Annotated in this window: 28 protein-coding genes, 1 pseudogene, 3 riboswitches and 1 other annotated feature; of the genes and pseudogenes, 9 read left to right on the forward strand and 20 right to left on the reverse strand. The window is 29.9% G+C overall.

What is annotated here, in order from left to right:
* Positions 1–181: 181 nt before the first annotated feature.
* The 11 genes from D2A34_RS17210 to D2A34_RS26815 all read right to left on the reverse strand — a co-directional run bounded on the left by D2A34_RS17210 (position 182) and on the right by D2A34_RS26815 (position 6,608).
* Complete coding sequence (locus tag D2A34_RS17210) at positions 182–637, reverse strand: AraC family transcriptional regulator (RefSeq protein WP_079440274.1); 456 nt, start codon at positions 635–637, stop codon at positions 182–184.
* A 135-nt stretch (positions 638–772) separates the two neighbouring features.
* The gene (locus D2A34_RS17215; protein ID WP_119367402.1) at positions 773–1,243 is read right to left on the reverse strand and encodes a pyridoxamine 5'-phosphate oxidase family protein; all 471 of its coding nucleotides are present in this window, start codon (positions 1,241–1,243) and stop codon (positions 773–775) included.
* A gap of 53 nt (positions 1,244–1,296) precedes the next feature.
* A complete protein-coding gene (locus D2A34_RS17220) occupies positions 1,297–2,172 on the reverse strand; it encodes an aminoglycoside phosphotransferase family protein (protein ID WP_119367403.1) in 876 nt (291 codons plus the stop codon).
* 248 nt (positions 2,173–2,420) lie between these two features.
* Complete coding sequence (locus tag D2A34_RS17225; protein ID WP_079440278.1) at positions 2,421–2,669, reverse strand: hypothetical protein; 249 nt, start codon at positions 2,667–2,669, stop codon at positions 2,421–2,423.
* 42 nt (positions 2,670–2,711) lie between these two features.
* Entirely contained in the window at positions 2,712–2,864 is a 153-nt protein-coding gene (locus tag D2A34_RS17230) for a LexA family protein (RefSeq protein WP_079440279.1), read from the reverse strand.
* Positions 2,843–3,103 (reverse strand): hypothetical protein, encoded by a 261-nt coding sequence (locus D2A34_RS17235; protein ID WP_079440280.1) that lies wholly within the window; start codon positions 3,101–3,103, stop codon positions 2,843–2,845. Before D2A34_RS17235 ends, D2A34_RS17230 begins: the two co-directional genes overlap by 22 nt.
* Positions 3,104–3,120: 17 nt before the next feature.
* The gene (locus tag D2A34_RS17240; protein ID WP_079440281.1) at positions 3,121–4,377 is read right to left on the reverse strand and encodes a Y-family DNA polymerase; all 1,257 of its coding nucleotides are present in this window, start codon (positions 4,375–4,377) and stop codon (positions 3,121–3,123) included.
* Positions 4,378–4,863: 486 nt separating this feature from the next.
* Positions 4,864–5,172, reverse strand: coding sequence for a putative quinol monooxygenase (locus D2A34_RS17245; protein ID WP_079440296.1), 309 nt, complete (start codon positions 5,170–5,172; stop codon positions 4,864–4,866).
* A gap of 127 nt (positions 5,173–5,299) precedes the next feature.
* Entirely contained in the window at positions 5,300–5,479 is a 180-nt protein-coding gene (locus D2A34_RS17250) for an NUDIX domain-containing protein (RefSeq protein ID WP_079440298.1), read from the reverse strand.
* Positions 5,480–5,527: 48 nt separating this feature from the next.
* Positions 5,528–6,148 (reverse strand): DUF5052 family protein, encoded by a 621-nt coding sequence (locus tag D2A34_RS17255; RefSeq protein WP_079440300.1) that lies wholly within the window; start codon positions 6,146–6,148, stop codon positions 5,528–5,530.
* A 313-nt stretch (positions 6,149–6,461) separates the two neighbouring features.
* Positions 6,462–6,608 carry a hypothetical protein gene (locus D2A34_RS26815; protein ID WP_182629408.1) on the reverse strand — a complete coding sequence of 49 codons (147 nt, stop codon included), beginning with the start codon at positions 6,606–6,608 and terminating at the stop codon, positions 6,462–6,464.
* Positions 6,609–7,087: 479 nt separating this feature from the next.
* On the opposite strand from D2A34_RS26815, the gene D2A34_RS17260 reads away from it, so the two are divergent.
* The 4 genes from D2A34_RS17260 to D2A34_RS17275 all read left to right on the forward strand — a co-directional run bounded on the left by D2A34_RS17260 (position 7,088) and on the right by D2A34_RS17275 (position 9,407).
* On the forward strand, positions 7,088–7,249 hold the full coding sequence (locus D2A34_RS17260; RefSeq protein ID WP_079440301.1) for a DUF1540 domain-containing protein: 162 nt from the start codon (positions 7,088–7,090) through the stop codon (positions 7,247–7,249).
* Between the two features lie 403 nt (positions 7,250–7,652).
* A complete protein-coding gene (locus D2A34_RS17265) occupies positions 7,653–8,144 on the forward strand; it encodes a MarR family winged helix-turn-helix transcriptional regulator (protein ID WP_119367404.1) in 492 nt (163 codons plus the stop codon).
* A 78-nt stretch (positions 8,145–8,222) separates the two neighbouring features.
* Positions 8,223–8,852: a class I SAM-dependent methyltransferase gene (locus tag D2A34_RS17270; RefSeq protein WP_119367405.1), complete on the forward strand. Its 630-nt coding sequence runs from the start codon at positions 8,223–8,225 to the stop codon at positions 8,850–8,852.
* Between the two features lie 54 nt (positions 8,853–8,906).
* Entirely contained in the window at positions 8,907–9,407 is a 501-nt protein-coding gene (locus tag D2A34_RS17275) for a GNAT family N-acetyltransferase (RefSeq protein ID WP_079442377.1), read from the forward strand.
* A gap of 101 nt (positions 9,408–9,508) precedes the next feature.
* Here the strand turns inward: D2A34_RS17275 and arsB are convergent, their stop codons facing one another.
* From arsB to D2A34_RS17300, 5 genes are all read right to left on the reverse strand, one after another.
* Positions 9,509–10,570 (reverse strand): ACR3 family arsenite efflux transporter, encoded by a 1,062-nt coding sequence (arsB, locus tag D2A34_RS17280; RefSeq protein WP_119367406.1) that lies wholly within the window; start codon positions 10,568–10,570, stop codon positions 9,509–9,511.
* Between the two features lie 26 nt (positions 10,571–10,596).
* Positions 10,597–11,010, reverse strand: coding sequence for an arsenate reductase ArsC (locus tag D2A34_RS17285; RefSeq protein ID WP_079442374.1), 414 nt, complete (start codon positions 11,008–11,010; stop codon positions 10,597–10,599).
* A 24-nt stretch (positions 11,011–11,034) separates the two neighbouring features.
* Positions 11,035–12,783, reverse strand: coding sequence for an arsenical pump-driving ATPase (gene arsA, locus D2A34_RS17290; RefSeq protein WP_119367407.1), 1,749 nt, complete (start codon positions 12,781–12,783; stop codon positions 11,035–11,037).
* 61 nt (positions 12,784–12,844) lie between these two features.
* Positions 12,845–13,231, reverse strand: a complete 387-nt coding sequence (gene arsD / locus D2A34_RS17295) for an arsenite efflux transporter metallochaperone ArsD (RefSeq protein ID WP_079442370.1) — start codon at positions 13,229–13,231, stop codon at positions 12,845–12,847.
* Between the two features lie 42 nt (positions 13,232–13,273).
* The gene (locus D2A34_RS17300) at positions 13,274–13,597 is read right to left on the reverse strand and encodes an ArsR/SmtB family transcription factor (RefSeq protein ID WP_278337032.1); all 324 of its coding nucleotides are present in this window, start codon (positions 13,595–13,597) and stop codon (positions 13,274–13,276) included.
* A gap of 351 nt (positions 13,598–13,948) precedes the next feature.
* On the opposite strand from D2A34_RS17300, the pseudogene D2A34_RS17305 reads away from it, so the two are divergent.
* Positions 13,949–14,166: pseudogene (locus tag D2A34_RS17305) on the forward strand (DUF2922 domain-containing protein).
* Between the two features lie 110 nt (positions 14,167–14,276).
* Here D2A34_RS17305 and D2A34_RS27680 read toward each other — a convergent pair.
* Positions 14,277–14,426 (reverse strand): hypothetical protein, encoded by a 150-nt coding sequence (locus tag D2A34_RS27680; RefSeq protein ID WP_119367408.1) that lies wholly within the window; start codon positions 14,424–14,426, stop codon positions 14,277–14,279.
* Positions 14,427–14,833: 407 nt separating this feature from the next.
* Positions 14,834–16,267, reverse strand: a complete 1,434-nt coding sequence (locus tag D2A34_RS17315; protein ID WP_119367409.1) for an alanine/glycine:cation symporter family protein — start codon at positions 16,265–16,267, stop codon at positions 14,834–14,836.
* Between the two features lie 74 nt (positions 16,268–16,341).
* Positions 16,342–16,483: riboswitch (glycine riboswitch) on the reverse strand.
* Between the two features lie 3 nt (positions 16,484–16,486).
* A riboswitch (glycine riboswitch) is annotated at positions 16,487–16,591 on the reverse strand.
* Positions 16,592–17,003: 412 nt separating this feature from the next.
* Here D2A34_RS17315 and D2A34_RS17320 point away from each other — a divergent pair.
* Entirely contained in the window at positions 17,004–18,350 is a 1,347-nt protein-coding gene (locus D2A34_RS17320) for a TrkH family potassium uptake protein (protein ID WP_119367410.1), read from the forward strand.
* Between the two features lie 11 nt (positions 18,351–18,361).
* A complete protein-coding gene (locus D2A34_RS17325) occupies positions 18,362–19,030 on the forward strand; it encodes a potassium channel family protein (RefSeq protein WP_119367411.1) in 669 nt (222 codons plus the stop codon).
* A gap of 237 nt (positions 19,031–19,267) precedes the next feature.
* Here D2A34_RS17325 and nhaA read toward each other — a convergent pair whose 3' ends face one another.
* Both nhaA and D2A34_RS17335 read right to left on the reverse strand, forming a co-directional pair.
* A complete protein-coding gene (nhaA, locus tag D2A34_RS17330; RefSeq protein ID WP_119367412.1) occupies positions 19,268–20,476 on the reverse strand; it encodes a Na+/H+ antiporter NhaA in 1,209 nt (402 codons plus the stop codon).
* Between the two features lie 104 nt (positions 20,477–20,580).
* Positions 20,581–20,636 (reverse strand) — a sequence feature (sodium ion sensor (DUF1646 type); this cis-regulatory element may regulate processes involved in with the transportation of sodium ions).
* A gap of 273 nt (positions 20,637–20,909) precedes the next feature.
* Complete coding sequence (locus D2A34_RS17335; protein WP_079441616.1) at positions 20,910–21,527, reverse strand: GGDEF domain-containing protein; 618 nt, start codon at positions 21,525–21,527, stop codon at positions 20,910–20,912.
* Positions 21,528–21,974: 447 nt separating this feature from the next.
* Positions 21,975–22,106, forward strand: a riboswitch (cyclic di-AMP (ydaO/yuaA leader).
* A 116-nt stretch (positions 22,107–22,222) separates the two neighbouring features.
* Between D2A34_RS17335 and dapB the strand changes: the two genes are divergently transcribed.
* Entirely contained in the window at positions 22,223–23,080 is an 858-nt protein-coding gene (gene dapB, locus D2A34_RS17340) for a 4-hydroxy-tetrahydrodipicolinate reductase (RefSeq protein ID WP_079441617.1), read from the forward strand.
* Positions 23,081–23,134: 54 nt separating this feature from the next.
* Positions 23,135–23,989 (forward strand): putative beta-lysine N-acetyltransferase, encoded by an 855-nt coding sequence (gene ablB, locus D2A34_RS17345; protein WP_119367413.1) that lies wholly within the window; start codon positions 23,135–23,137, stop codon positions 23,987–23,989.
* Positions 23,990–24,067: the final 78 nt, after the last annotated feature.

Here is a 24,067-nt window from a genome sequence, read left to right on the forward strand (position 1 = left end):
TTTCGGACACACCTCCTATGTATTTTAGTTGTGGTCGGCAAACCTACTACTATCTTACATTGGAGGTATTGTTTTTTCTACTCATAGCTAAAAGCTTTCCGGAACCACCGGTCTAACCGGTGGTATTCTAAATACAACTAAATTCAGGTGGAGTATAAAACTCCACCTGAAAAGTTTCACTTTATATTATTGGTACACAAATTTCACAGAAATGCTTATTTATCATTTGTATCGCATATCTTTCAATTATAGGTCTTCTATCATCAAACTCGTAATCTCTTTTTGATAACTCTGAAAATATCTCATCCCATGCTTTTTGCATATCCTCTGCCGTATGACTTATTTTAAATACGCAATACTTTCCACCAATAATTTTCCCAAAATTAATATACTTATTATCAACCTTAAATTCATCCGAAACAACTAAGCATGTATCATAACGACAATCCTTAGGTTCTGTAAGCTTAGGATTATCTTGGGCTATTCCTAATATGATTGAAGTTTCATTAAATAAATTTTCTTCTCTAGCCCAACTTTTTAATTGCTCCATTATTTGCACATTCTCTGGACCATAAGGACCTGTTCTTCGTATATAAGCAATTTCACATGATGATATCATTTCAATACTAATGTCCATAATATACCTTCTCTTTTAATATAGTACATCGATGCCTGAACTCATCATATAATGCTTTAAAATGTATTTCAACTTATTTTTTAAAATTGTCAAATAACAATTTATAATACTCCCAATTCCATTGTTATTTATAATTTAATCAATCATTACAATATCAAATGTAAATGGAAATTCCTCAGCTTCTCTATTTTCAAAATCAATTTTATATCCAGTTCCATCTTTATAAAAGAAACCTTGTTTTAATTCTATTTTTATATAGCACATATTTTCATCACTTTCATTATTGTGAGCAAAATACCAGGGTTCAAATGCCTTTGTCAACTTTTCTCTAATTCTAAGATTTTCTTCTAATAATGGATGTCCAATATTATGAGCAATTCCAGTAAAACGATATAATTTATTGCACATTGTGATTTTAGGATTATTCTCAATCTCTTTTACTTTCTGTGATTTTGCATAAGAAACAATATAAAATGCACTTTTATCATAAAAAGTATCTACAAACCTAACAGATGGAGTATTATCATTTGATGTTGCTAAAGCAAATTGATAATCTTTTGCAAATAATTCTTCTAAAACATTTAAACTTTTTTCGTAGGTGGTCATTTCTAATATCTCCTTTACAAATTGGAATTTGCCCACTTCTCTTCATGCTCATTTTATGCCCCCTTATACCAACTAGGAACGGGATTTTGCATATTATTATACCATTCCAGAACTTCTTTAGCTTGATTTTTCATGGTGTCAATTTCACTTTGCCCAAATGGAATTGCCCAAGGTATAGATGATAGGGTATTGCTTGAAATGTATAATGCAAGCAATCGCCAAAAATCCATTGGTACATTTCCATAAAAATAGCCATTTACCATCCCTGAAGCAAAAAGTGGCGATTTTTGTACACACCAAACAATTCGATTAAATTCCTCCCATGGATCACCAAAATCATCTCTATCAAAGTCAATAATTTGAAGCTTGCCATCATAATCAATCATCATATTACCTACATGATAATCACCGTGCTTATAGCATTGTGGGCGATTTTTCAACAAATAGCGGTTCGCATTTATATAGTCAATAAAAAATTGTCCGTTTTCATATTTTATAGGGCAATCTTTATACATTTGGATTTTTCGCTCGATTTTACGATTAAATCGTGCCTCCCATTCCTCCTGCGTATTAGGCGCTGGGATAGTATGAATATGTTTTAGTATTTGACCCGCCTCAATTCCATAAGAATACTGTTCAGTATCAGTTAACGTCGTAAGGATCTCTTCGAAATCCTTTCCTTCAATCCAACTTTGCAGGAAATATACACCTTCGTCACAAGTGCCAAATTCAATAGGCTTACACATAGGAACACCGAGCGCTTCTACACACTGCATCATTTCAAATTCAACCCTCTTGCGGTCCTGTTTCTCTATTGTTGAAATACGTAACAAATACTTTTTCCCATAAGGTGTTGTAACACAATATTTTTTATCATCTGACCATCCTTTTTCAATCAGTATCCTGGTATTAAAGTCATATATAGGCAATCCTACTCACCTCCTTCGAAAAATGCAGATATTCTGTTAGACAAATTACAATTTATCTATGCCTTTTTTAATAATCTTTATTTCGCCTTATTTGCTATTATGAATCAATTATAACATATTTTGTAAGTATGGAATTATAAAATACAAGAGGTTTCTTATTCTGCGCTTACTTTCCAAACAGTTAAAATTTTAATATTATCATATAATAATGGAATCTAAATAATGTTGATATTTTATATCAATCTTAGTTAGTTATATATAAACTTATTTATTACATCGAACATCTTTAACTCAATAGCTTCATTTTCTTTAGCCATTTTGAATGCAGCTTCTAAATTATTCTGAGAATATAAATCCCAGTAATTTATCTTTAAATAATTATCAATTACAGTTATTACGGCTTTTGAGTCGTTCATAATTTTTAAATCAAATCCCATTGCTCCACACCCTATAGCGTTAATACTATCTTTGTCTTTTTTTTCATTAATTTCTCTCATTATAAATATCCCCCTTTTATTCTTTTAACTTTTCTTTTTTAATCATATACTTCTACAACAACCCTTATCTTTAATAATATGACCTTCATTCTCAAGTTTATCTAAATATCTTTGAATGCTTCCAGTTGAAGCTAAACCTGAAAAATCCTGTATTTCTCGAATCGTTGGAGGAATTATATTTTGAAAAGAATCCATTTACATCTTTCAATATCATATTTAAGTTCAAATATCTTCTCAATTTCTCCTATAATCGCACTGCAAGTAAATGACCACATTTTATTGCCACATAATTTTTCTAAGTCAGTGCTTATTATTTTTAATATCTTTACAACTTGAACCTTGTTTTCTTCTTCGATTCTAAATCTTATTGGATTAATTCTCCCATCTTTCTTAAAGTAAGCTATCATTTCAACTTCTTTAGAAACAACTTTCATTTTCTACACTTCCTCTACTACAACAAACTGCTCATCATAGGATAATCCTCATGCGAACCCGTTCCACCATTTATGGGTCTCACTCCTGAGTGTAGAAAAGTTGATCTAATTACACATTCTTTACCGTATTTATTCCTTAAATCATCTAGTGTTTTATCTAATTTCCTTTGTTTTTCACTTTTTTGAAAATCAAATAAAGTCTCTTGAAAATATTCATTACTAGAGAGTTTAGTTACTCTTATTCCTAATTGTCTTATTTTTTCACCTTTCCAAACCTCTTTAAATGCTTCTTTTACACCTTCAAAAATAACTTCTGTTGAATCTGTATGATTATTTAGTTGCTTTTGATGGGAATAATGAGCAAATTGATTTGTTTTAATACTTACTGCAACAAGACGGCATAAACTGTTGCTATCTCTAAGTCTCATAGCCACGCTTTCGGTAAGCGATAAGAGTATTTTGAAAGCTTCATCCATAGTTTCAACATCATATGCAATTGTAGTCGAATTTCCTATTCCCTTGATTTCAAGATAATTTGATTTTCTTACTTCAGAATAATCAACTCCATTAGCATATTCATATATAAGCTTTCCATGGGAATGTAATTTATTAATTAATAGGTTTACATCGGTATGTGCTAAATCACCAATGGTATTAATATTCAATTTGTGCAGCTTTGCAGAACTTGCGCGACCAACCATAAATAAATCTTCTACTGGCAAATCCCACATTTTCAAAGGCATTTCATGTTTAAACAAAGTATGAATAGTGTTTTTCGGTTTAAAATCGCTAGCCATTTTAGCAAGTAGCTTATTAGTGGAAATTCCAATGTTACAATTAAATCCAAGTTCTTCACTAATTCTCATTTTAAGCCTCATTGCTATTCTTTTATAATTATCTTTAAAATGACTACAATCCATGAAGCATTCATCTATGCTATACCTTTGAATTTTAGGAGAATATTCGCATAACATTTCATATAAGGCATCACTTGATTTAACATAGTGGTTATAATCCGGTGGATATATAGCAAGATCCTTGCATTTAAGCTTTGCTTCAAAGATAGATTCTCCGGTTTTAATTCCATATTTTTTAGCAGGTATTGAAGCCGCAAGTATTATACCATGTCTGTTTTCTTCACTACCACCAATTACTGAAGGAATATTTCTAATATCAAGAGTACTTCCATATTGAAGCATTTTAACTGCTGTCCATGAAAGGTAGGCAGAATTTACATCAACGTGGAAAATTAATTTGTCATCATCACTAACCATATAATCACTCCAAACGCATGTTCTCTTTAAGTTATTATACAGAACGCATGTTCTATTGTAAAGGGATTAATTTCTTTTTTACTAAACTTTTTATCCAAATAAAGTAAGACCAAAAAATTAATTTTGGCCTTAATTAAATATTCATTTAATTAATTTATTACCTACGTTACTTTACACAAACATCACAAGGATAAGTTTTAGTACAATTTGAAGCTGGACCTTCTAAAACATTTTTACTTTTAGCAAGAGTTCTACAATTTCTATTATGCTGAATACACAACCTTACATTCCAGCCATTAAGCAACCCTTATATACATAGATTTATAGACTTTCATAAATAAAAAATTATTATAACTAAAATTCTATAGCGATCCTGATTAATAACATGTTTTTCAAAATAAAAATCTCCTGCATTATAAAATACAAGAGAATTTCTTATGTCGCTTTATACTCACGCTTAAAAAGTAAGTATAATAGCATATTAATTTACCTTAAATCTTCTTCTATTTGAGAAACGGGAATGTACGTAGCTTTATCTCTTGGACTTAAAAACCATTGTTCAACTGTATTTATCCATTTTTTAAAATGTTCAGTTTTAACGTGTTCATTTATATCTTCTTCCGATTTATAGCCCTCATAAAGTAAAAATTTCGTTGGATCGTCTTTACATTGAAAGAAGTCAAAACATATAATTCCTTTTTCCTTTAATGAATTATTTTGATTTTCTTTAGTTGCTTCAATAAATTCCTTTATATACTCTGTTTTTAAATAAAGTGTCACACTTTTTACTATCATAGTTAAATTCCCCTTTATATACTATAATAAAACTTTTATAAATTAATTATAACATATATTGTAAATATCGCATTATCTAATTTTTAAAGTATCATTTCCTGAATATACATTCACTGCAAATGTATATTCAGGAATAATTATTGTCAGTTGAGATACTAGCTTCCTCAAAAGTTTCACGTTTTGCAGATTGGAGTGGCGTTTCTCCATCTTCACCACCACCAACAATAAACTTCCATACTTGCATATCCGACCTATGAAATACAGCATACTTTATTATATTATCTTGAATTATATATTGTATGACCAAAACTTAATATTTTGCTTTCTCCTTTTTTACATATACCTGTCCACTATGTTATTTACCTTTTATCATCTTACTATCAAGTATAGTATAATTAGCTCTATGAATATACAATGTTTTTCCATCTATGTTTATTCGAGTCATTTTAGGTAAATCATCTGGTATGGTAACATAGACATCCTTTCCTTGATATACTCCTATAGGAATCCCCTGTTGTGAGCTTATAATAATTGTCTTTTCTTTTCCTATTTTATTTTTAACATCATTAACAAATCTATCAAGTGGAACATAACCGCCTCCCTTATCTACATTAACATCCTTTGGAGCATCATAACCTTCTATCATGTCTAATCCATTTTCAGCAAATATTACTGTATTCCCAACTTGAAACATTTGACTTCCATTAACTGTGACTTCTAATACTTCTGATTTAAATTCTGCAGATTTTTTGTCAAAATTATCATTACTTTGCAACAATCCTACTGTAACTTTGTTACCTTCTACGGTTAATGTTTTATTTCCATAATCATCATATGTGGTTACAGTAAATTGTTGTCCCACTAAATCACCTTTAATTTTCCCAGCTAAATCTTTTATCTTGGCACATCCAAATATAGATATTCCTATTAGAAAAATAGAAATAACAAGAACAATTAGTTTAAACCTTTTTTTCATTAACACATCCCCCCTTACTGATTATTGTATATAAAATTCTATAAAAATACAAATTCTTACTTTAAATTTCATTTTTTCATTACATTATCTTTTGAATGCGTCTAATATGCACAAGATAATGTGACAAGGAAATCTGCTTCGGAGACTGTGTAAAGCCGCTACTTTTAAAAGTTATTCTCAACTTTAACTGCATTATAATTTCCTGAATAAAAATAAAGGTAGACTAAGTATCTCTACCCAATCTACGTTTAACGATTTGTATTTGTGCAATTCAGCCCAAAACTATTATATAAATCAATTATTATATTATCTATCAATTAATCAATTCATTTTTAACATATTCATTGATAGCATCTTCTTCACCTTTAAATATTTCTGTCAAATGTAATATAATTTCTTGATCTTCTTCCGTAAGGTCTTTTATTGTATCTTTGATTGTATCAATATTCACATATTTCATATAATAAAATCACCGCCTTAACGCTATTTACGAAATATTATATTGCATAAACCTTAAATAATTTATTGTATAAATCTTAGGAATTTCTTAAGACTATAATTGCTAATCTTTTATAGCTTGGCAGGTCACCTAAAGACAGTAGATTCACAAACACTTTACTGTCTTTTACTCTTTCACATAGTTTTCTTTATTCACAATAATCTTAAATATAAATACATTGGTTATATAGTATAAATCTTTTCCATGTCAGTTTTAAACTCAACAAGTAAAAGCGGCAGTTACTTTCCCTAACTGCTGTTTTTCATAAAGAAATACAGCAAAATTAATGGCTGCTTAATAAAAGAGATCATTAATAAAAAAGTTTTTTAACAATTCTTATTATAATAAGCTTTCCTTAACATTAGCTGAATAAACAAAAATGTATAAATATTAGATTTACACAAATAATATTATAGAAATATATCGAGGGAGTGATTAATGTGAAACATAACGAAAGTATCGGGTGTACAGTAGATGAATGTAAATACCATTGTAAAGATGATAATTATTGCACATTGAGTAAAATACAAGTAGGTACTCATGAATCAAAAGCCAAGAGTAAAGAATGTACTGATTGTAATTCTTTTGAACTCGGAATGTAAATAAAATTTAATTGACAACAAAAAAGATCCAAGGTTAATTAAGCCTTAGATCTTTTTTTTACATTTATTTCTCTTAATCAAAACTAAAACTATTTATTATTTCTGTAATCTTTTTAGCATAGTCATCAACTACTTCATCAATTCCATCGCAAATATATTTTAAATCTATGAATCACATAAAAATAACTATATCTCAAACCATCTTCTAATCTAATTTTTATAGATTGTAAAGATCTTAATTTCGCTGACGCACCCTTTTTAAATCTGTTTAAGTTCGCAATTGTGCTGACGCACCCTTTTTAAATGTGCATATTCGTTATTAGCAATATTAATTTTACTTTCAAACAACAATAGTTGTATATTGCAATTAAATATGCTATTATTTCCATAAGGAGTGATATTTTTGAATGAAATCAACGGTAAGAATTTTAGAGAATTAATAAGGATGCTTGAAAGAAAACTGGGATTATTGAATAAACAAGATGTATGTTGTTCTGAAGTTACATTAGCTCAATGTCACGCATTAGTTGAAATAGGACGAGCAAAGGCTATTTCGTTAAAAGAATTGGCTAATATTCTAGGATTAGATGTTAGTACTATGAGCCGGACAGTTGATAGCCTTGTAAAGAAAGAATTCATAGTTAGAACTCCTTCTAAAACAGATAGACGAAGCGTAGTTATAGAGTTAACAGACAAGGGATTAACTATTTTTAATGATATAGAAAATACAATGGATAAACAATTCGAGAACATTTTTAAACAAATCTCTGGAGAAGATCAACTGACTGCTTTAAATGGATTGAGTATTATTATTGATGCGTTGAATAAAAATGATAATCCATTTATCTGTAGTAAAAATACTTCTACTAATAATTGTGATAATTTAAGTGACTAAATTAAAAGAATTCATCTTACGTATGTTTAATAAATTGATGAATTCTTTTCTTAAATAAGTATATCGGAGGGTATAATAATGAATCAAAGTAAAGACTATTTTGATAAAGTTGCATCTAATTGGGACAATATGAGAACAGACTTTTTTTTAGATGAAGTACGACTAGTAGCTTATAATACTGCTAATATTGAAGAAGGTAAAATAGCAGCTGATGTAGGGGCTGGCACTGGCTTTATAACAGAAGGATTGATAAAAAATAATCTTAAGGTAATTGCTATTGATCAATCTGAAGAAATGCTTAATTTATTGAAAGACAAGTTTTCTCACTATAAAGATCTTAAATGCGTCCAAGGCATAGGTGAAAATATACCTATTAATGATAACTCAGTAGATTATGTATTTGCCAATATGTTTTTACATCACGTTGAAAATCCAGTTATAGTGTTAAAAGAAATGTACAGAATCTTAAAATCAGGCGGAAAACTTGTAATTACTGATTTAGATGAACATAACTACGAATTCTTAAAAACTGAGCAATTTGATGTTTGGATGGGTTTTGATAGAAATAAAATCCTAGAATGGTTTAAAGATGCTGGGCTTGAGAATGTAACTATAAACTGTGTAGGCAGCAATTGCTGCGCTGATTCTAAGTGCCGATGTGATAAAGCTAGTATAAGTATTTTCGTTGCGTATGGAGAAAAAATTTAATTAACGCATTTTAATAAAACTATATTTTATTATTTATAAAGGGGTTAATAAACTATGAATTATACAATTGAAGAAATGAAAAAATCAGATTGGGAAGAAGTTGCAAAAATATATTTTGAGGGCATTAATACAGGTATAGCAACATTTCAAAACTCTATTCCTACCTTTGAAGAATGGAATACTGGACATGTAGAGTCTTGTAGATTAGTTGCTAAATCAGAAGGAAATGTTCTAGGTTTTGCTACGTTAAGTCCTACATCCAGTAGAGCTGTATATTCAGGTGTTGCCGAAGTAAGCATTTATATAGGCGAAAATTATAGAGGTCTTGGAATTGGACAATCTCTTCTTCTAAACTTAATTAGATTATCAGAAGAAAATAATTTCTGGACTCTACAATCTGGAATAATAAGAGAAAATGCAGCTAGTATAGAACTACATAAAAAATGTGGTTTTAGAGAAATAGGTATAAGAGAAAAGGTTGCTAAAATGGATAATGGTGTATGGCATGATACAGTCTTAATGGAACGTAGAAGTAAAATAGTTGGGATTAATTAATTCCCTTTAAAAAATATCCTTTAGATAATGTGTCCTAAAAAATAGAAAACTAACATCTATTTTTTAGGACACATTTAATTTTATTGATTTATAATTTTAAATTAATTATTATCTCCTTTAGAATATGAAAAATATTTTCTTCCCCAGTACAATGCAACATTTACTAATGCAATCATTACTGGTACTTCTATTAATGGCCCTATTACTGCTGCAAAAGCTACCCTTGATTGAATTCCAAATACAGCTACTGCTACAGCTATTGCAAGTTCAAAGTTATTACTTGCAGCTGTAAATGATAAAGTAGTAGTTTGATGATAATTTATACCTGATTTGTAACTAATATAGAATGATATAGAAAACATCACTATAAAATATATCACAAGCGGTATTGCTACTTTAACAACATCTAAAGGAAGTTCTACAATATATTTTCCTTTAAACATAAACATTACTACTATTGTAAATAACAACGCTATTAAAGCTAATGGGCTAATCTTAGGAACAAACTTTCTTACGTACCATTCAGTTCCCTTCATAGGTTCTAGTATTAGTCTAGTAAGCATTCCTAATAAGAAAGGGATTCCAAGGTAAATTGCAACTGACGTTGCTACTTCTCCCATTGAAATATGAACTTCATATCCTGTAAGACCGAATATAGGCGGTAGTACTGTAATGAAAAAATACGCAAATACAGAGTAAAATACTACTTGGAATATAGAGTTAAACGCTACTAATGCAGCTGCATATTCACTATCTCCATCTGCTAAGCTATTCCAAAGAATTACCATTGCTATACACCTAGCTAGTCCTATAAGAATAAGGCCTGTCATTAATTCTGAGTCAGATTTCAAAAATACAAAAGCTAATACAAACATCAAAATTGGTCCAATAAACCAATTTTGTACTAGTGATAAACCAAGAACTTTAGGATTCTTAAATACTTTTCCAAGTTCCTTATAATTTACTTTTGCAAGTGGTGGATACATCATTACTATAAGACCTATAGCTATTGGTATTGATGTTGTCCCAATAGATAAACTCGCTAACCCTGCTGATAGCGATGGTACTCCCCATCCTAATAAAATTCCTAGCGCCATTGCTGCAAATATCCATAGCGTCAAGTATCTGTCTAAGAATGACAATCTCGATGATTTATTACTCAATTTTGATTTCCCCCTATTTAAAATTATTAATCTAATTTGATTTCATTACTTTCAATTCTTTTTGCTAAATCTTTTATCTTTTCTTCTATGATTTTAGCTGTTAATATAAATTCCTCATCACTTTTACCGCTTGGATCTTCTAATCCCCAATCTTCTCTATGCTTAGATGGTAAAAATGGACATTGAACATTGCAGCCCATTGTTACTACGACATCAACCTGCGGAATATCACTTAATAGCTTAGATTTTTGAGTTTTATTCATATCAATTTCATATAAATCTTTTATAATCCTTACAGCATCTTGATTTATTTGTGGCTTTGTTTCTGTTCCTGCTGAATAGCTTTCAAAAACCTCACTTCCGTAAAGCTTTCCTAAGGCCTCTGCCATTTGTGATCTGCATGAATTGTGTACACATATAAATGCTACTTTTGTTTTCATATTTTTCATCTCTCCCTTGTAAATCTATTGAATTAAATTAATTAAATTCTTTCCTCTTACTTCATCAGCTTTCCACTCAATAATTGCGAAATTGCCATCTGATATTTCATCAACTTTATTAATCCATTGAATTTCATTGCTTGCCTTTGCCTTTAATATCTCATTAGTAGTACCAGCTACATAAAGACTTGAATTTATTACCCACCATTTACTATGAATTTGTGCTCTTTCTAAATCCTTTTGAAGTCTCATAGCTTCATAAACAGGTGTTGTTTCAGCTAAAGTTACAATAACAACTTCAGTTTCTTTTTCATTTCTTAATCTAGGCAATAACTTTATTACCGACTCTGGTATATCCCCTTCTGATCTAGAAATTTCTTTATTATAGCTTTCTGTTGAATCTAGAAGTAATAAAGTATGACCTGTTGGAGCCGTATCTATTACCACTATTTCATTTTCTGATCTTTCAACGATTTCTGCAAAAGCCCTAAATACTGCTATCTCTTGAGTACAAGGAGATCTTAAATCTTCCTCAATATACTCTATATCTTCATCAGTCATATTATTTTCTCTTGCCTTGCTTAAAACTTCCTGTCTGTACTTTTCTAATTCTTCTTTTTCATCAATATTACTTAGAGAAATACCATAGCTTTCATCTAATACAAATTTTAAATGAGCTGCTGGATCAGTAGTTGTCAAGTGTACCTTTTTGCCTTTTTCAGCTAAACCTAATGCTATTGCAGAAGCTATAGTCGTTTTACCAACTCCGCCTTTACCCATTGTAAAGATAACTTTTTTATCACTATTATAAAGATCTTCTATGACATTCTTTAATTTTGGTATATCAGTTGAATTTAAAGAATCCTCACTAATTTTAATATGGTCTTCTTTAAGTAAAGCTCTTACATTCTCAAGTCCTGTTATATTATAAGGTCTTAAAGGAATTTCAAAAGTCTCTATATCCTTAAATTTAGCTGGCATATTTTGAAGTGCTTTTTGCTGCTTTTCATAAATAGCAGTTGAAAGTTCATCATCATTATTTTGAAGCACACCATTTATAATTAATATTTGATTGTTTACTCCTATTTCTTGAAGTTCACTTGAAGCTCTTTCTGCTTCTTTTAAAGGTGAAATTTCAGGACGAGATACAAGTACAAGTGTTGTTTTATCTTTATCTGCCAAAGTATCTACTGCATTTTTATATATTTCTTTTTTCTCTTCAAGTCCCGCAAGCTGACCTAAACATGATGCTCCATGAGTACTTTCACTTATAAAATTACTCCATGCAGAAGGCAATTGCAGCATCCTTAAAGTGTGACCTGTTGGAGCTGTATCAAAAATTATATGATCATATTCATTAAACACTTTTTCATCAGTTATCATTCCTGAAAATTCATTAAATGCTGCAATCTCAACAGTACACGATCCTGATAATTGTTCTTCCATGTTATCTATAACTGCTTGTGGTAACTTTCCTCTATATGGGGCTATTACACTTTCTCTATACTCAGCAGCAGCAGCTTCTGGCTCAAAATTTGCAACAGTTAAGTTTGGAACTTCTTTTATTTGAATCCCTTTATTATTTAACTCTGTATTAAATACATCTTGAAGGTTTGAAGCAGGATCAGTGCTTACAAGCATAATCTTTTTTCCTTCATCAGCTAAATTTAAAGCTAATGCACAGGCTGTTGAAGTTTTACCAACTCCTCCTTTTCCTGTGAAAAATAAATACTTCGTTAAATTTAGTTCCTTTATATTAAATGGTTTAAACATAATTTTCTCTTCCCTTCCACGTAAATATGCTCACTTTTTCAATAAGTCACTCACATTCTTCTTAGCAGCATCCATCCTTACAGCCACAGCCTGTAGCTGGTTTCTTTATGCTAGCTTTCTTTATAGTAAGTTTTAAAGTATCTGCTGGTATTTCTAGTAAACTGCAAAATTCTTCGTTTGTAGGATAACTGCCCTCTTTGACTACTACTCCATCTACCATAGTTACAGGTAAGGCTTCAACACCCTTAGTATTTAAAATTTCATTTATTACTTTATTATCTACAAATATTTGTGGGTTGCTTGTTAAGTTGTGTCTTTCTACTAATATGCCTTTATTCTTTAAAGTATTTAAAGCTGTTGAAACTCTTAATAACTCTTTATCTACAGATGGTCCGCAAACACCTGTTGAACAACACATAGCTGGGTCAAATATTATCATTTTTTTCATTTTACAAAACTCCTTTATAAATAATTTTTAATATCTAATTTCTTATTTGCAAGTGCATTTAGATTTATCTTTACAAATGCAATCTTTTGTTTCTGTTACAACGTTCATCATAAATAATGTAAGCTTATTGCAATTATTAATATTTAAACTGTAATAATTCCAAAGGCCTTCTTTTCTTACTTCTATAAGTCCACAATCACTTAATACTTTCATGTGATGTGAAAGTGTCGGTTGAGTAAACTCAAAATATTCTAGAATATCACATGCACATCTTTCACCACAAGATAATATATCTAATATTTTTAATCTACTAGAATCAGATAGGGCTTTAAAAATTTTCGCGTTTTGTTCATAATCCATATTCATTTACACCCTTCCTATATAGATGTTTATCTATATATAATATAGACTATTATCTATATAAAATCAATATATAACTGATACTTTTTAACTTTTTCTTAACACTAAATACACATCAATCTATATAGTCACTTTATGCAAAAGTTAAATTATTGTTACAAAATAGTATTATGAAGAACTTTTAATAACTATACATTATTTTCATATACAAAAAACAATATATCAGCGATGTTGCTGAAGCTATCAAGCTAGTTATAGATGCTAGCACTAGAGTTTCATTTATAACTGAATCTTCTAGCTTAATTAATACTTAAGGTAGATTACTTAGGAAAATTTTAAAAATTGGAGGTAAATTAAATGGAATATACTTTATCTATGATTTTTTAACTGATGCTGGCGAAAAAAGTACTTTAAGTGTTTCAGATGTTAAAGCCGGTCTTACTAAAGCTGAAGTAAATACTCTTATGGATACAATTATAACGAAGAATATTTCTATAACTAATTCAGGTGCTTTAGTTAAAAAGTCTGGTGCTCAATTAACTCAAAGACAAGTCACTAAATTTGATATAGCTTAAAAATAGTATTTCTTATTTCTTGACTTGTATCAACTCTTGTATCATTTAATAATTTATAATATTTAAACTTATCCTTCCCTAAACTTTCACTAACAAAGAAATTTGGTGAACTATAAAATTTTGTGCATTTCTTTTATTAATCGTGTATAAATAGGTATACTTTTAAGTAAACTTTCTCCTTTAATAAGTGCTGTAGAATAATTAAGAACTTCTTCGATATCAATATTCTTCTTATTTTCATCAGCGCCATATTCAAGCATATCATCCAGAGTTACCTGAGTTCCATATCTATTCTTGTTGATTAAATTGCTTCTTGCAAAGTTATTGGTACTAATAATAACTCCAGATCTATTTTGGACTTTTCTAAGAGCACTTGATATATTCCTAAAAGCTTGTTTGCTTCAAGAAGCTCATTTATAAATGCGTTTACATCAATTAAGCTATCTAAATGAAGACATTAATGTACTTCAAGCAAAAGAAAATCTACATTTTTAAGAAATTCTCTTAGTATAGTTAGTACCTCCACGCCACTTCTTTCAGCTTAAACTTATTAATATATTTTGATTATGCTCGTTACACCCGCAAATTAACTTTTATCCATAAAATAAGAAGTCTGCCTCACCAAAGACAAACTTCTTTATTTTATATTAAATAAAATTTTAAATTTTTAGTCACATAATTCTAATTTTGTTTTTGCTTGTAGCTTCTTTTCATTCATTTCCTTAAAGAAAATTTCTGTTTCTTCAACTATAACTTTTCTAAGACCTATAAGACCCACTAAGTTAGGGAATGCCATACATCCATTAACTATATCAGCAACTATGAATATTAATTCAAGTGGTAAGAATGGCCCTATAGCTACAAATGCTATATATATTATTCTATAAGGTAATATTCCTTTAACACCAAAAAGATACTCTGTGCATCTTTCACCATAATAATTCCATCCAATTATTGTTGTGAATGCGAAAAATAATAATCCAACATTAACGATGAATTTTCCAAGCGCTGCAATTGGTAGCCCTGCTTGAAAAGCCACTGTAGTTAAGTCAGCTCCTGAAACTGCCCCACTCATTCCTTGGCTCCAAGATCCAGTAAGTACTATCACTAGTCCTGTCATAGTGCAAACTATTATTGTATCGAAAAAAGTACCTGTCATTGTTATTAACCCTTGTCTTGCTGGTGATTTGGTCCTTGCTGCTGCTGCTGCAATTGGTGCACTACCAAGACCTGATTCATTTGAAAATATTCCTCTTGCTACCCCACTTCTCATTGCTAATATAACTGTGACACCCGCTGTTCCTCCAAGAACTGATTGAGGATTAAACGCACTTGTTATAATTAGGCCTATGGCTGCTGGAATGGCTTTATAATTGCATACTAGAACTGCAATTGATCCAAGTATATAAGCTGCTGCCATGAATGGTACAATAAGTTCTGAAACTTTAGATATTCTTTGTATTCCTCCAAGTGTTATGGCTGCAACTAATGCTGTTACAACTACAGCTGTTACTATTAATGGTACATTATAACTTTTTGCTGCTGCTGCAATTGAATTAACTTGTCCAAATGTTCCTATTCCAAATAGTGCAACACAAATACCAAAGAATGCGAATAATTTAGCAAGCCATTTAAGACCTAAACCATTTTGAATATAATACATTGGTCCACCAGACATTTGGCCATTTTCATCGACTTCTCTGTATTTTATAGCAAGTAAGCCTTCTGAATATTTTGTTGCCATCCCAAAGAATGCTGCAAGCCACATCCAAAATAATGCTCCAGGTCCACCAGCTGAAATTGCAGTTGCAACCCCAACAATATTACCTGTACCTATAGTTGCAGATAATGCCGTACATAATGCCTGAAAGCTTGATACATCTCCTTCTGCTTCATCATTATTTGCCTCATCATCTTTACCAAAAACATACTTTAATGCAAGCGGTAATTTGAATACTTGAAGTAATTTAAGGCGAATTGTTAAGTAAATTCCTGTCCCCATTAAAAGAACTAATAATGGCGGCCCCCAAACGATGCTGTCAATTGCGTCTAAAAAGACCTTAATTCCTGATGTTGATAATAATAAATTTGATAATAACATAAAAAAATCCCCCTATTTTTTATTAGGCGGGAAAATAAGAATAAAACCAAAAATTATTTTTGGTTAATCCTATCCCCTGTCCTTTTACCTGAGAGTTTCAGTAACTTTAATAGTTTATTTCAAGGTTTCTGAAAATAATTCACTTTAGAAACCATATTAAATTACTATAGTTACCTTGCTCCTTCGGTGCTCATAATTAAATGAGTCTCTCCAGAGTTTCGTCCAATAGCGGTCCTTATTACCTGAAAGATTCCCCTCTTCGGTGTATTACTAAATCTATTTTAATAAAAATAGATTTAGTAATAACTCTCCCACTATCTTCATCCGAACATTCTATTATTTTAATTAAATTATATATGCATTATTTTATTAACGCAAGAACTTTTACAAATTTTTATTGAATTTGAAACGTTTATTTCAAATTTAATTCGTGTTTTTTATGTGTATTTATCTATTTAAATACATAATACGAACATTAATCTATTTCCTATCCTTTCAATTATCATCCTTCTTATTTTAAATATATAATTTAATATCATGGTTTAACCTAATAAAAAAGCAATAAATATTAAATTGTTATGCCTTTCTCTTGTAAAAAATTACATTGAAATAAAAATGAAAACTGTTAAAATACTATTAAATGTAGAATAATAACAAAGATTTTTATAAAGAGCAGAGAAAAATGCATTTTATAATTAATATTCTAAATAAGGTTATTAACCTTGAGGAGATGCATATGACAGATATTTTAGTAAAAAAACCAAGCCTTAATGCTGTTCAAGTACTTTCAATGGGCTTCGCATTAGTTATTTTGGTAGGTGCCGTTTTGCTTAGCTTACCAATTTCATCAGCAAACAGAGAAAGTACAAATTTTTTAGATTCACTCTTTATATCAACTTCAGCGGTGTGTGTCACAGGACTTGTCACTTTAGATACAGGTACTCACTGGAGCAACGTTGGTAAAACAGTAATAATGCTTTTAATTGAAACAGGTGGTCTTGGTTTCATGTCTTTCACTATTTTTATAGCTATTTTATTAGGAAAAAAAATAACCCTTAAAGATAGACTTATTATTCAAGAATCTATGAATACCTTTAATATACAAGGCCTCGTTAAAATGGTTAAGTATGTCTTAGGCTTTACGATAGTTATACAAATTTGTGGTGCAGTATTACTATCAACACAATTCATCCCGCAGTTTGGATTAAAAACTGGAATATTTTATAGTATCTTTCATTCAATCTCCGCATTTTGTAATGCAGGTTTTGACTTGTTTGGAGATTATACCAGTTTAGTAAGTTACTCAAGTAATTCTACCGTCTTATTAACCATAAGTGCATTAATAATTATTGGAGGACTTGGCTTTACTGTTTCACTAGAGATATTTAATTATAGCAAAGCTAAAAGACTATCTACTCATTCTAAAATTGTAATATACATAACAGCTGTTTTAATTGCTTTTGGTTTTATCTTTATGTTACTCATTGAATATAAAAATCCTGAAACTCTTGGGTCTATGAATTTTAGAGATAAAGTACTTAATGCTTTTTTTGCTTCTGTTTCACCAAGGACTGCTGGATTTAATAGTATCTCAACTGATGGTATGACTACAGCTGGTAAACTTATGACAATAATACTAATGTTTATCGGTGGAGCCTCTGGATCAACAGCTGGAGGTCTTAAGGTAACTACATTTGGAGTACTTGCTTTTAGTTTAGTATCAGTGCTTAAAGGAAGAGAAGATACTGAAGCTTTTGGAAGGAGATTTTCTAAAGAAACAGTATATAAAGCATTTACTCTATTTTCTATAGCTATCTTATTGGTATTAACAGTAACTATAGTTCTAACTATAACGGAGCCTGATAAACTTTTTATAAATCTGCTTTATGAAGCCACATCAGCTTTTGCAACTGTAGGATTAACTACTGGAGTGACTCAAGATATAGAAACGACTTCTAAACTAATTCTTATTATAACTATGTACCTTGGCAGGGTTGGTCCATTAACAGTCATATTGGCTCTTGTCAATCGCAAAAAAAACAACAGACTTAAATATCCTGAAGCTAAAATATTAATTGGATAGGAGGAATTTGATTGAAAAAGAAACAATTTATCACAATCGGACTTGGAAGGTTTGGAGCTTCTATAGCTAAAACAATATACAACTTAGGTCAGGATGTACTAGCTATTGATATTAGTGAAGATAAAATACAAGAAATTGTTGATAATGTTACTCACGCTGTTCAAATGGACGCAACAGACGAAAATGCTTTAAAATGTTTGGGAGTAAGTAATTTTGATGTAGCAATAGTAACAATCGGAAGCAATATCCAAGCTAGTACAATGGTAACGCTATTAGTTAAAGAAATGGGTGTTAAATATATTGTAGCAAAAGCTACTAGTGACTTACATGCCAAAATTTTATACAAAATTGGTGCAGACAAAGTGATTTTACCCGAACAAGATATGGGGATTAGAGTGGCTCATAACTTAGTATCCTCAAATATATTAGATCATATAGAATTATCTTCTGATTACGGTATGATAGAACTTGAGCCACCATGTGAATGGATTAACAAATCATTAAGGGACATAAAAATAAGAGGAAAATATGGAATAAATATAGTTGCAATAAAAGGGGATAAAAATGTAAATATTTCTCCTTCTGCAGATTATATAATTAAAAATACGGATATTTTAGTGGCCCTTGGTTCTAATGAAGATTTAAGTAAATTTGAAAGTATAATTGTTGAAAACAAGTAGATATATATTTGATGATTATGCTAGTAAAAATTAAATATGAAGTTTTTAAATTTCACAAAATTTAAAGCTACACACATATGAATTTTTAAATCGTCATATAATCCCTGAATATGCAATTAAAACTCAGCTTTATTAAGGAGGTAAATCTCCTCTAAAGCTGAGTTCACTTTTTTCAGAATGACTTTTATTTGTATCCAAACACTTGATAATAATGCAATAACTATACAGAAAAATTCTTTAATTTTCATTTAGTTTTTCGCTTTTAAACTTTATAAATTTAAATACTATTGTACCGTATGCTGCTGCTAAAATTGAAGCAATCATGATACACATTTTTGCTTCAGATAATATAGCTGTATCTGTAAATGATAAAGATGAAACAAAAATTGACATAGTAAACCCAATCCCACCAAAAACACTTGCCCCATATAAATGTCTTTTGGTTACATTAGATGGAAATTTAGCTATTTTCAATTTTATTAGAACAAATGAAGTTGCAAATATACCAATTTGCTTTCCTACAAAAAGACCAAATACAATTCCTAAGGAAGCTGGTGAAAACAAATTATTCGAAAAACTATCAATATTAATTATTATACCCGCATTTGCAAAAGCAAATATTGGCATAATTCCAAAGCTAGACCATGGTGTTAAAGTATGTTCAAGCTTATACAATATTGAGGTCTTAAATTTATGAATATTTTCTCCAATTGGCAATGTCATGCCTAGTAAGACACCTGCAATTGTTGCATGTACACCTGATTTTAAAAGACAAATCCATAAAATTACACCTAAAATAATATAAACAGATATATATTCAACTTTAAATTTGTTGGCTAAGATAAGTGTAATAAAAACAATTAATCCTAGTAAAAGCGCTATCCAAGAAATTTGACTATTATAAAATATTGCTATTACTATAATAGCGCCTAAATCATCAACTATAGCGAGTGCAGTAAGAAATACAACAATTCCTTTTGGTGCATTTTTTGCAACTAAAGAAAGCATTCCAAGTGCAAACGCAATGTCTGTTGCCATCGGTATTCCCCATCCTGTAATAGTTGGCTCATTATAGTTAAATAATGCATAAATTACTGCTGGAACAATCATTCCTCCTATAGCTGCAGATATTGGGAGTATTGTCTTTTTAAAAGATTTAAGCTCCCCAAATACCACTTCCCTCTTTATTTCCATACCAACAACTAAGAAAAATATGGCCATCAATCCATCATTAATCCAATGAAGAACTGACATTGACAAAGAAAACTCTCCATATCCAATAGTTACATTTGCGTGCAGTATATGCTCATAAACTCCTGCAAGGCTTGAGTTTGCAATTATAATTGCTGCAATAGCACAAATTAAAAGAATTATACCACTCGAAGATTCACTCTTAAAAAAATATAAGAATGGACTTAGTACTTTAGTTTTGATTTTATTTTTCACTGTTAATCCCCCTTTTTATATACAATACTAGTTAGAATTACTTTCCAATACTTTTCATTATTAAAAAGCCCCATAAAAAAGAGGTAGGAAACACTCAAAAAAAGAGTTTCCCACCCCAGAAACTGATTGCTTGAAAGCAAATTATATAATTTGCCCAACCGTATCTAATCATATTCGTTTATTTTTACATTACTGATTATATTATAGATTAATATAATAATCAAGATTTATGCAGTATGCTCAACTAACATTGATAATTTATTCTACTCGCTCAAGGTTCTTTATCATATTTTAGCTCATATCCCAACTGACCACTAACTTCAATAGTTACATATTTAACATCATTTATTGAAGAAATCGTTGAGGAAATTCCTTCTTGCTTAAACGTGTCTCTAATCTATCAATAGTCAACCTAGTTTTTCTTAATTAGCAACTATTTGCTATATTTTTTAAATAAATCATCGAGAGCTTCTCTAAGAAGAAACGCTTCAGTTCTATCAGTTGCTTTAGATAGTCTTGATAATCTATCAAGTTGAGTTTTAGTAAAATAATTAGATTTTAACACCATACTCTCAGCTTCAGAAAGACATATTCTATTCTTACCTAATTCTTTTGCCCTAAATAATGCACTATCGGCCACTCTAAAAAGTTCAACTGCGTTTTTAGCATCTCTTGGATAACTTGCCACACCAAAGCTTAAAGTGAAATAAACATTATCATCAGAGTTTTCAACTAGGTTGAATGTATTATCCGATAAATATCTTCTTATTTCCTCAAGCTCCATAAAGCTTCTTTCAGCACCTTTTTTTACAAGTAATATATTAAATTCATCACCTGATCTACATACCATATCTGTTGAAGATAGATTGTTATTTAAAATTGAAATCAACTTTTTAATTACTTCATCCCCAGTAGAATGACCGTATAAATTATTTAAATTCTTAAAATCATCAATATCTGCAACAACTACACTGAAAGGACCTTCGTTATTAGATATTAGTTCCTCCATTTTAGAAATTAATTCCTCTTTTGATGTAAGCTTGTTATCCATAAATAACCTCCATATATAATTAAGTAATTATTAACAATTACTTTATTTCTTATAACTATACTATAACTTAATTATACTAACATCAACATATATATGAGTCAATATATACTAATCATTAAAGCTACATTTACCCCTTTACCAGTTAGATTTAAAGGTGATCTCATTTGCACATTACTTGCCTACGATGCTTCACGTGGCGAAATCTGATTTAACGTATAAAACTCTTCTGACACAACATAAGTTATTCATTGAATAAATGGTTCGCCTCCCATATTAAAAATTATTCCTTAGGACGGCTCAAATATTAACTATATATTGATAATTTAAGTATAAATATCTCAAATAAATCCAAGTAATATATATACAATAATATATACTCATAAATATATATATTGACATATATATGTTAAAATGATATGGTTATATACAGATACTAACAAAAAAATAATATTAGTAACGCTGAATCTTTTTGAACGGGAGAACCAATTTTTGGGGTGAATCTTATTTTAGGATAAGTAGGGTTATTTTTCTTCAATCCGAATCCGTCAGCTAATCTCGTAAGCGTTGAAGAGAAGTTTTTGTATATTGCTAATATACTTTCTTTAGCATACCCATAAATATTATTGCTTAATAAGCTATAGAGACTTCTCTATGGCTTATTATTTTTTATCAAGTAATTTAAAGGAGGATTTCTTATGTTAAAAGTATGTCTAATAGGACTTGGAAAAACAGGCAGAGAAATTGCAAAAATGATATTTAATCAAAGAAGTATGAAAATTATAGCTGTTATGTGTAGCCCTGGAAGCTTAAGAAAGCACATGGATTTAGGCGAAGTCATTGGAATTCAAGAAATTGGTATAAAAATAGAAGGGACTAATAAATTAGAGGAAACATTAGTACTTTGTAGACCAGACGTTGTAGTCGATTTTTCAACACCTGAAGCTACTTTAAAAAACTCTAGAATTATTTCACAAATGGGAATTAATATGATAATAGGTACTACAGGGTTTTCAGAAGCAGAATTAGATAAAATAAAAAATTTAGCCTATAGAAATCATACAGGTATAGTGTATGCTCCAAACATAACCCTTGGAGTAAATGTACTAATGATACTAACAAAATTGGCTTCAATTTTATTGAATAATTATGATTTTCAAATTTCCGAAATACATCACAAGGAAAAAAAGGACATCCCATCTGGTACCGCTTTAAAGATAGCTAATGAAATAAAAGATGGTTTAGTCTACTTAGGCAAAGATATTTCTAAAGAAAATATTCCAATTAATTCAGTTCGAGCTGGCGGTGTTGTCGGAAAACATGAAGTTTTGATTGTTGGAGAAAATGATAGAATTACAATTTCTCATGAATCCTTTTCAAGAAAAGTTTTTGCCTCTGGAGCAATCCACGCAATAAATTTTATACAAGATAAGATTGGATTCTATGAAATGAGTGATGTCTTAAGCTTATCAAAGGTAACAAAAGATTTATATGCTCTTGAAAGTAATGCCAAGGGTAATAATTTTGAAAGTCTAATAGCAACAGATATTCAATAATCTATTAGACTTTTAATATAAATATGTTAACGTTTAAAAGGAGAGAACAATTTTATGAGAGCAGATAGATGTGACTTAAATAGCAACTATTATACCAAGATCGATCGTACGAAAGCTTTTGTTGATCTAACAAATAAACGTCTGAAAATACTTAACTTGAATACTATTTCACTTCAAACTCTTAAAAGAATAATTCATTTTGCATCAAAACTTCACCTTGGAAAAGTTATATGCAATTGTGATACAGAATCTTTTGAAACTTTAATAAATGCAGGTTTCACTCAAGAAGGAAAGATTGATGGATACTTTAAGGGTAAAGATGCATTTTGTATGTCTTACTTTATTAATAGCGATAGAAAAATCTGTAGTAATTTTACGCAAAAAAATTTACTAGTAAAAGAATGTTTAAATGTACGGAATACTTATGTATACAGCAAAATCAATCCAGTATATCAAATAAGAACTGCTACCGAAAATGATATTTCTGAAATGATCAAACTATTCTCTACAGTATTTTTGACTTATCCTACTCCTATATATAATGAAGAATATTTAAGGCAAACTATGAACGATAAAGTTTTATATAAAGTTGCCGTTTTTGACGGCAAGATAGTTAGCGTAGCATCGGCTGAAATGGATAAGGAAAATTTAAACGCAGAAATAACAGACTGCGCTACCTTACTTGCCTATAGAGGCAAAGGAATTCTGGCAAACATAGTTCATTGTTTAGAATGCGATCTTAAAAATAAAGGATTCCTTACTTTATATAACTTATGTAGAGCAATAAATCCTAGTATAAATTTTATATTAAGTAAGCAAAGTTACAACTTCACAGGTAGAATGGTAAACAATTGCAATATTTGTGGCACCTTTGAAGATATGAATATCTGGGTAAAAAATATTAATTAATAGCTAGAAAATAAGTTTTAATTATGATGTATTTTAAAAAAATAGTTGATTGCTTTTTTGCTTTTAGCGGAAGGGCAA

It is taken from the genome of Clostridium chromiireducens, assembly GCF_003575225.1.
Taxonomy (GTDB): Bacteria; Bacillota; Clostridia; order Clostridiales; family Clostridiaceae; genus Clostridium; species Clostridium chromiireducens.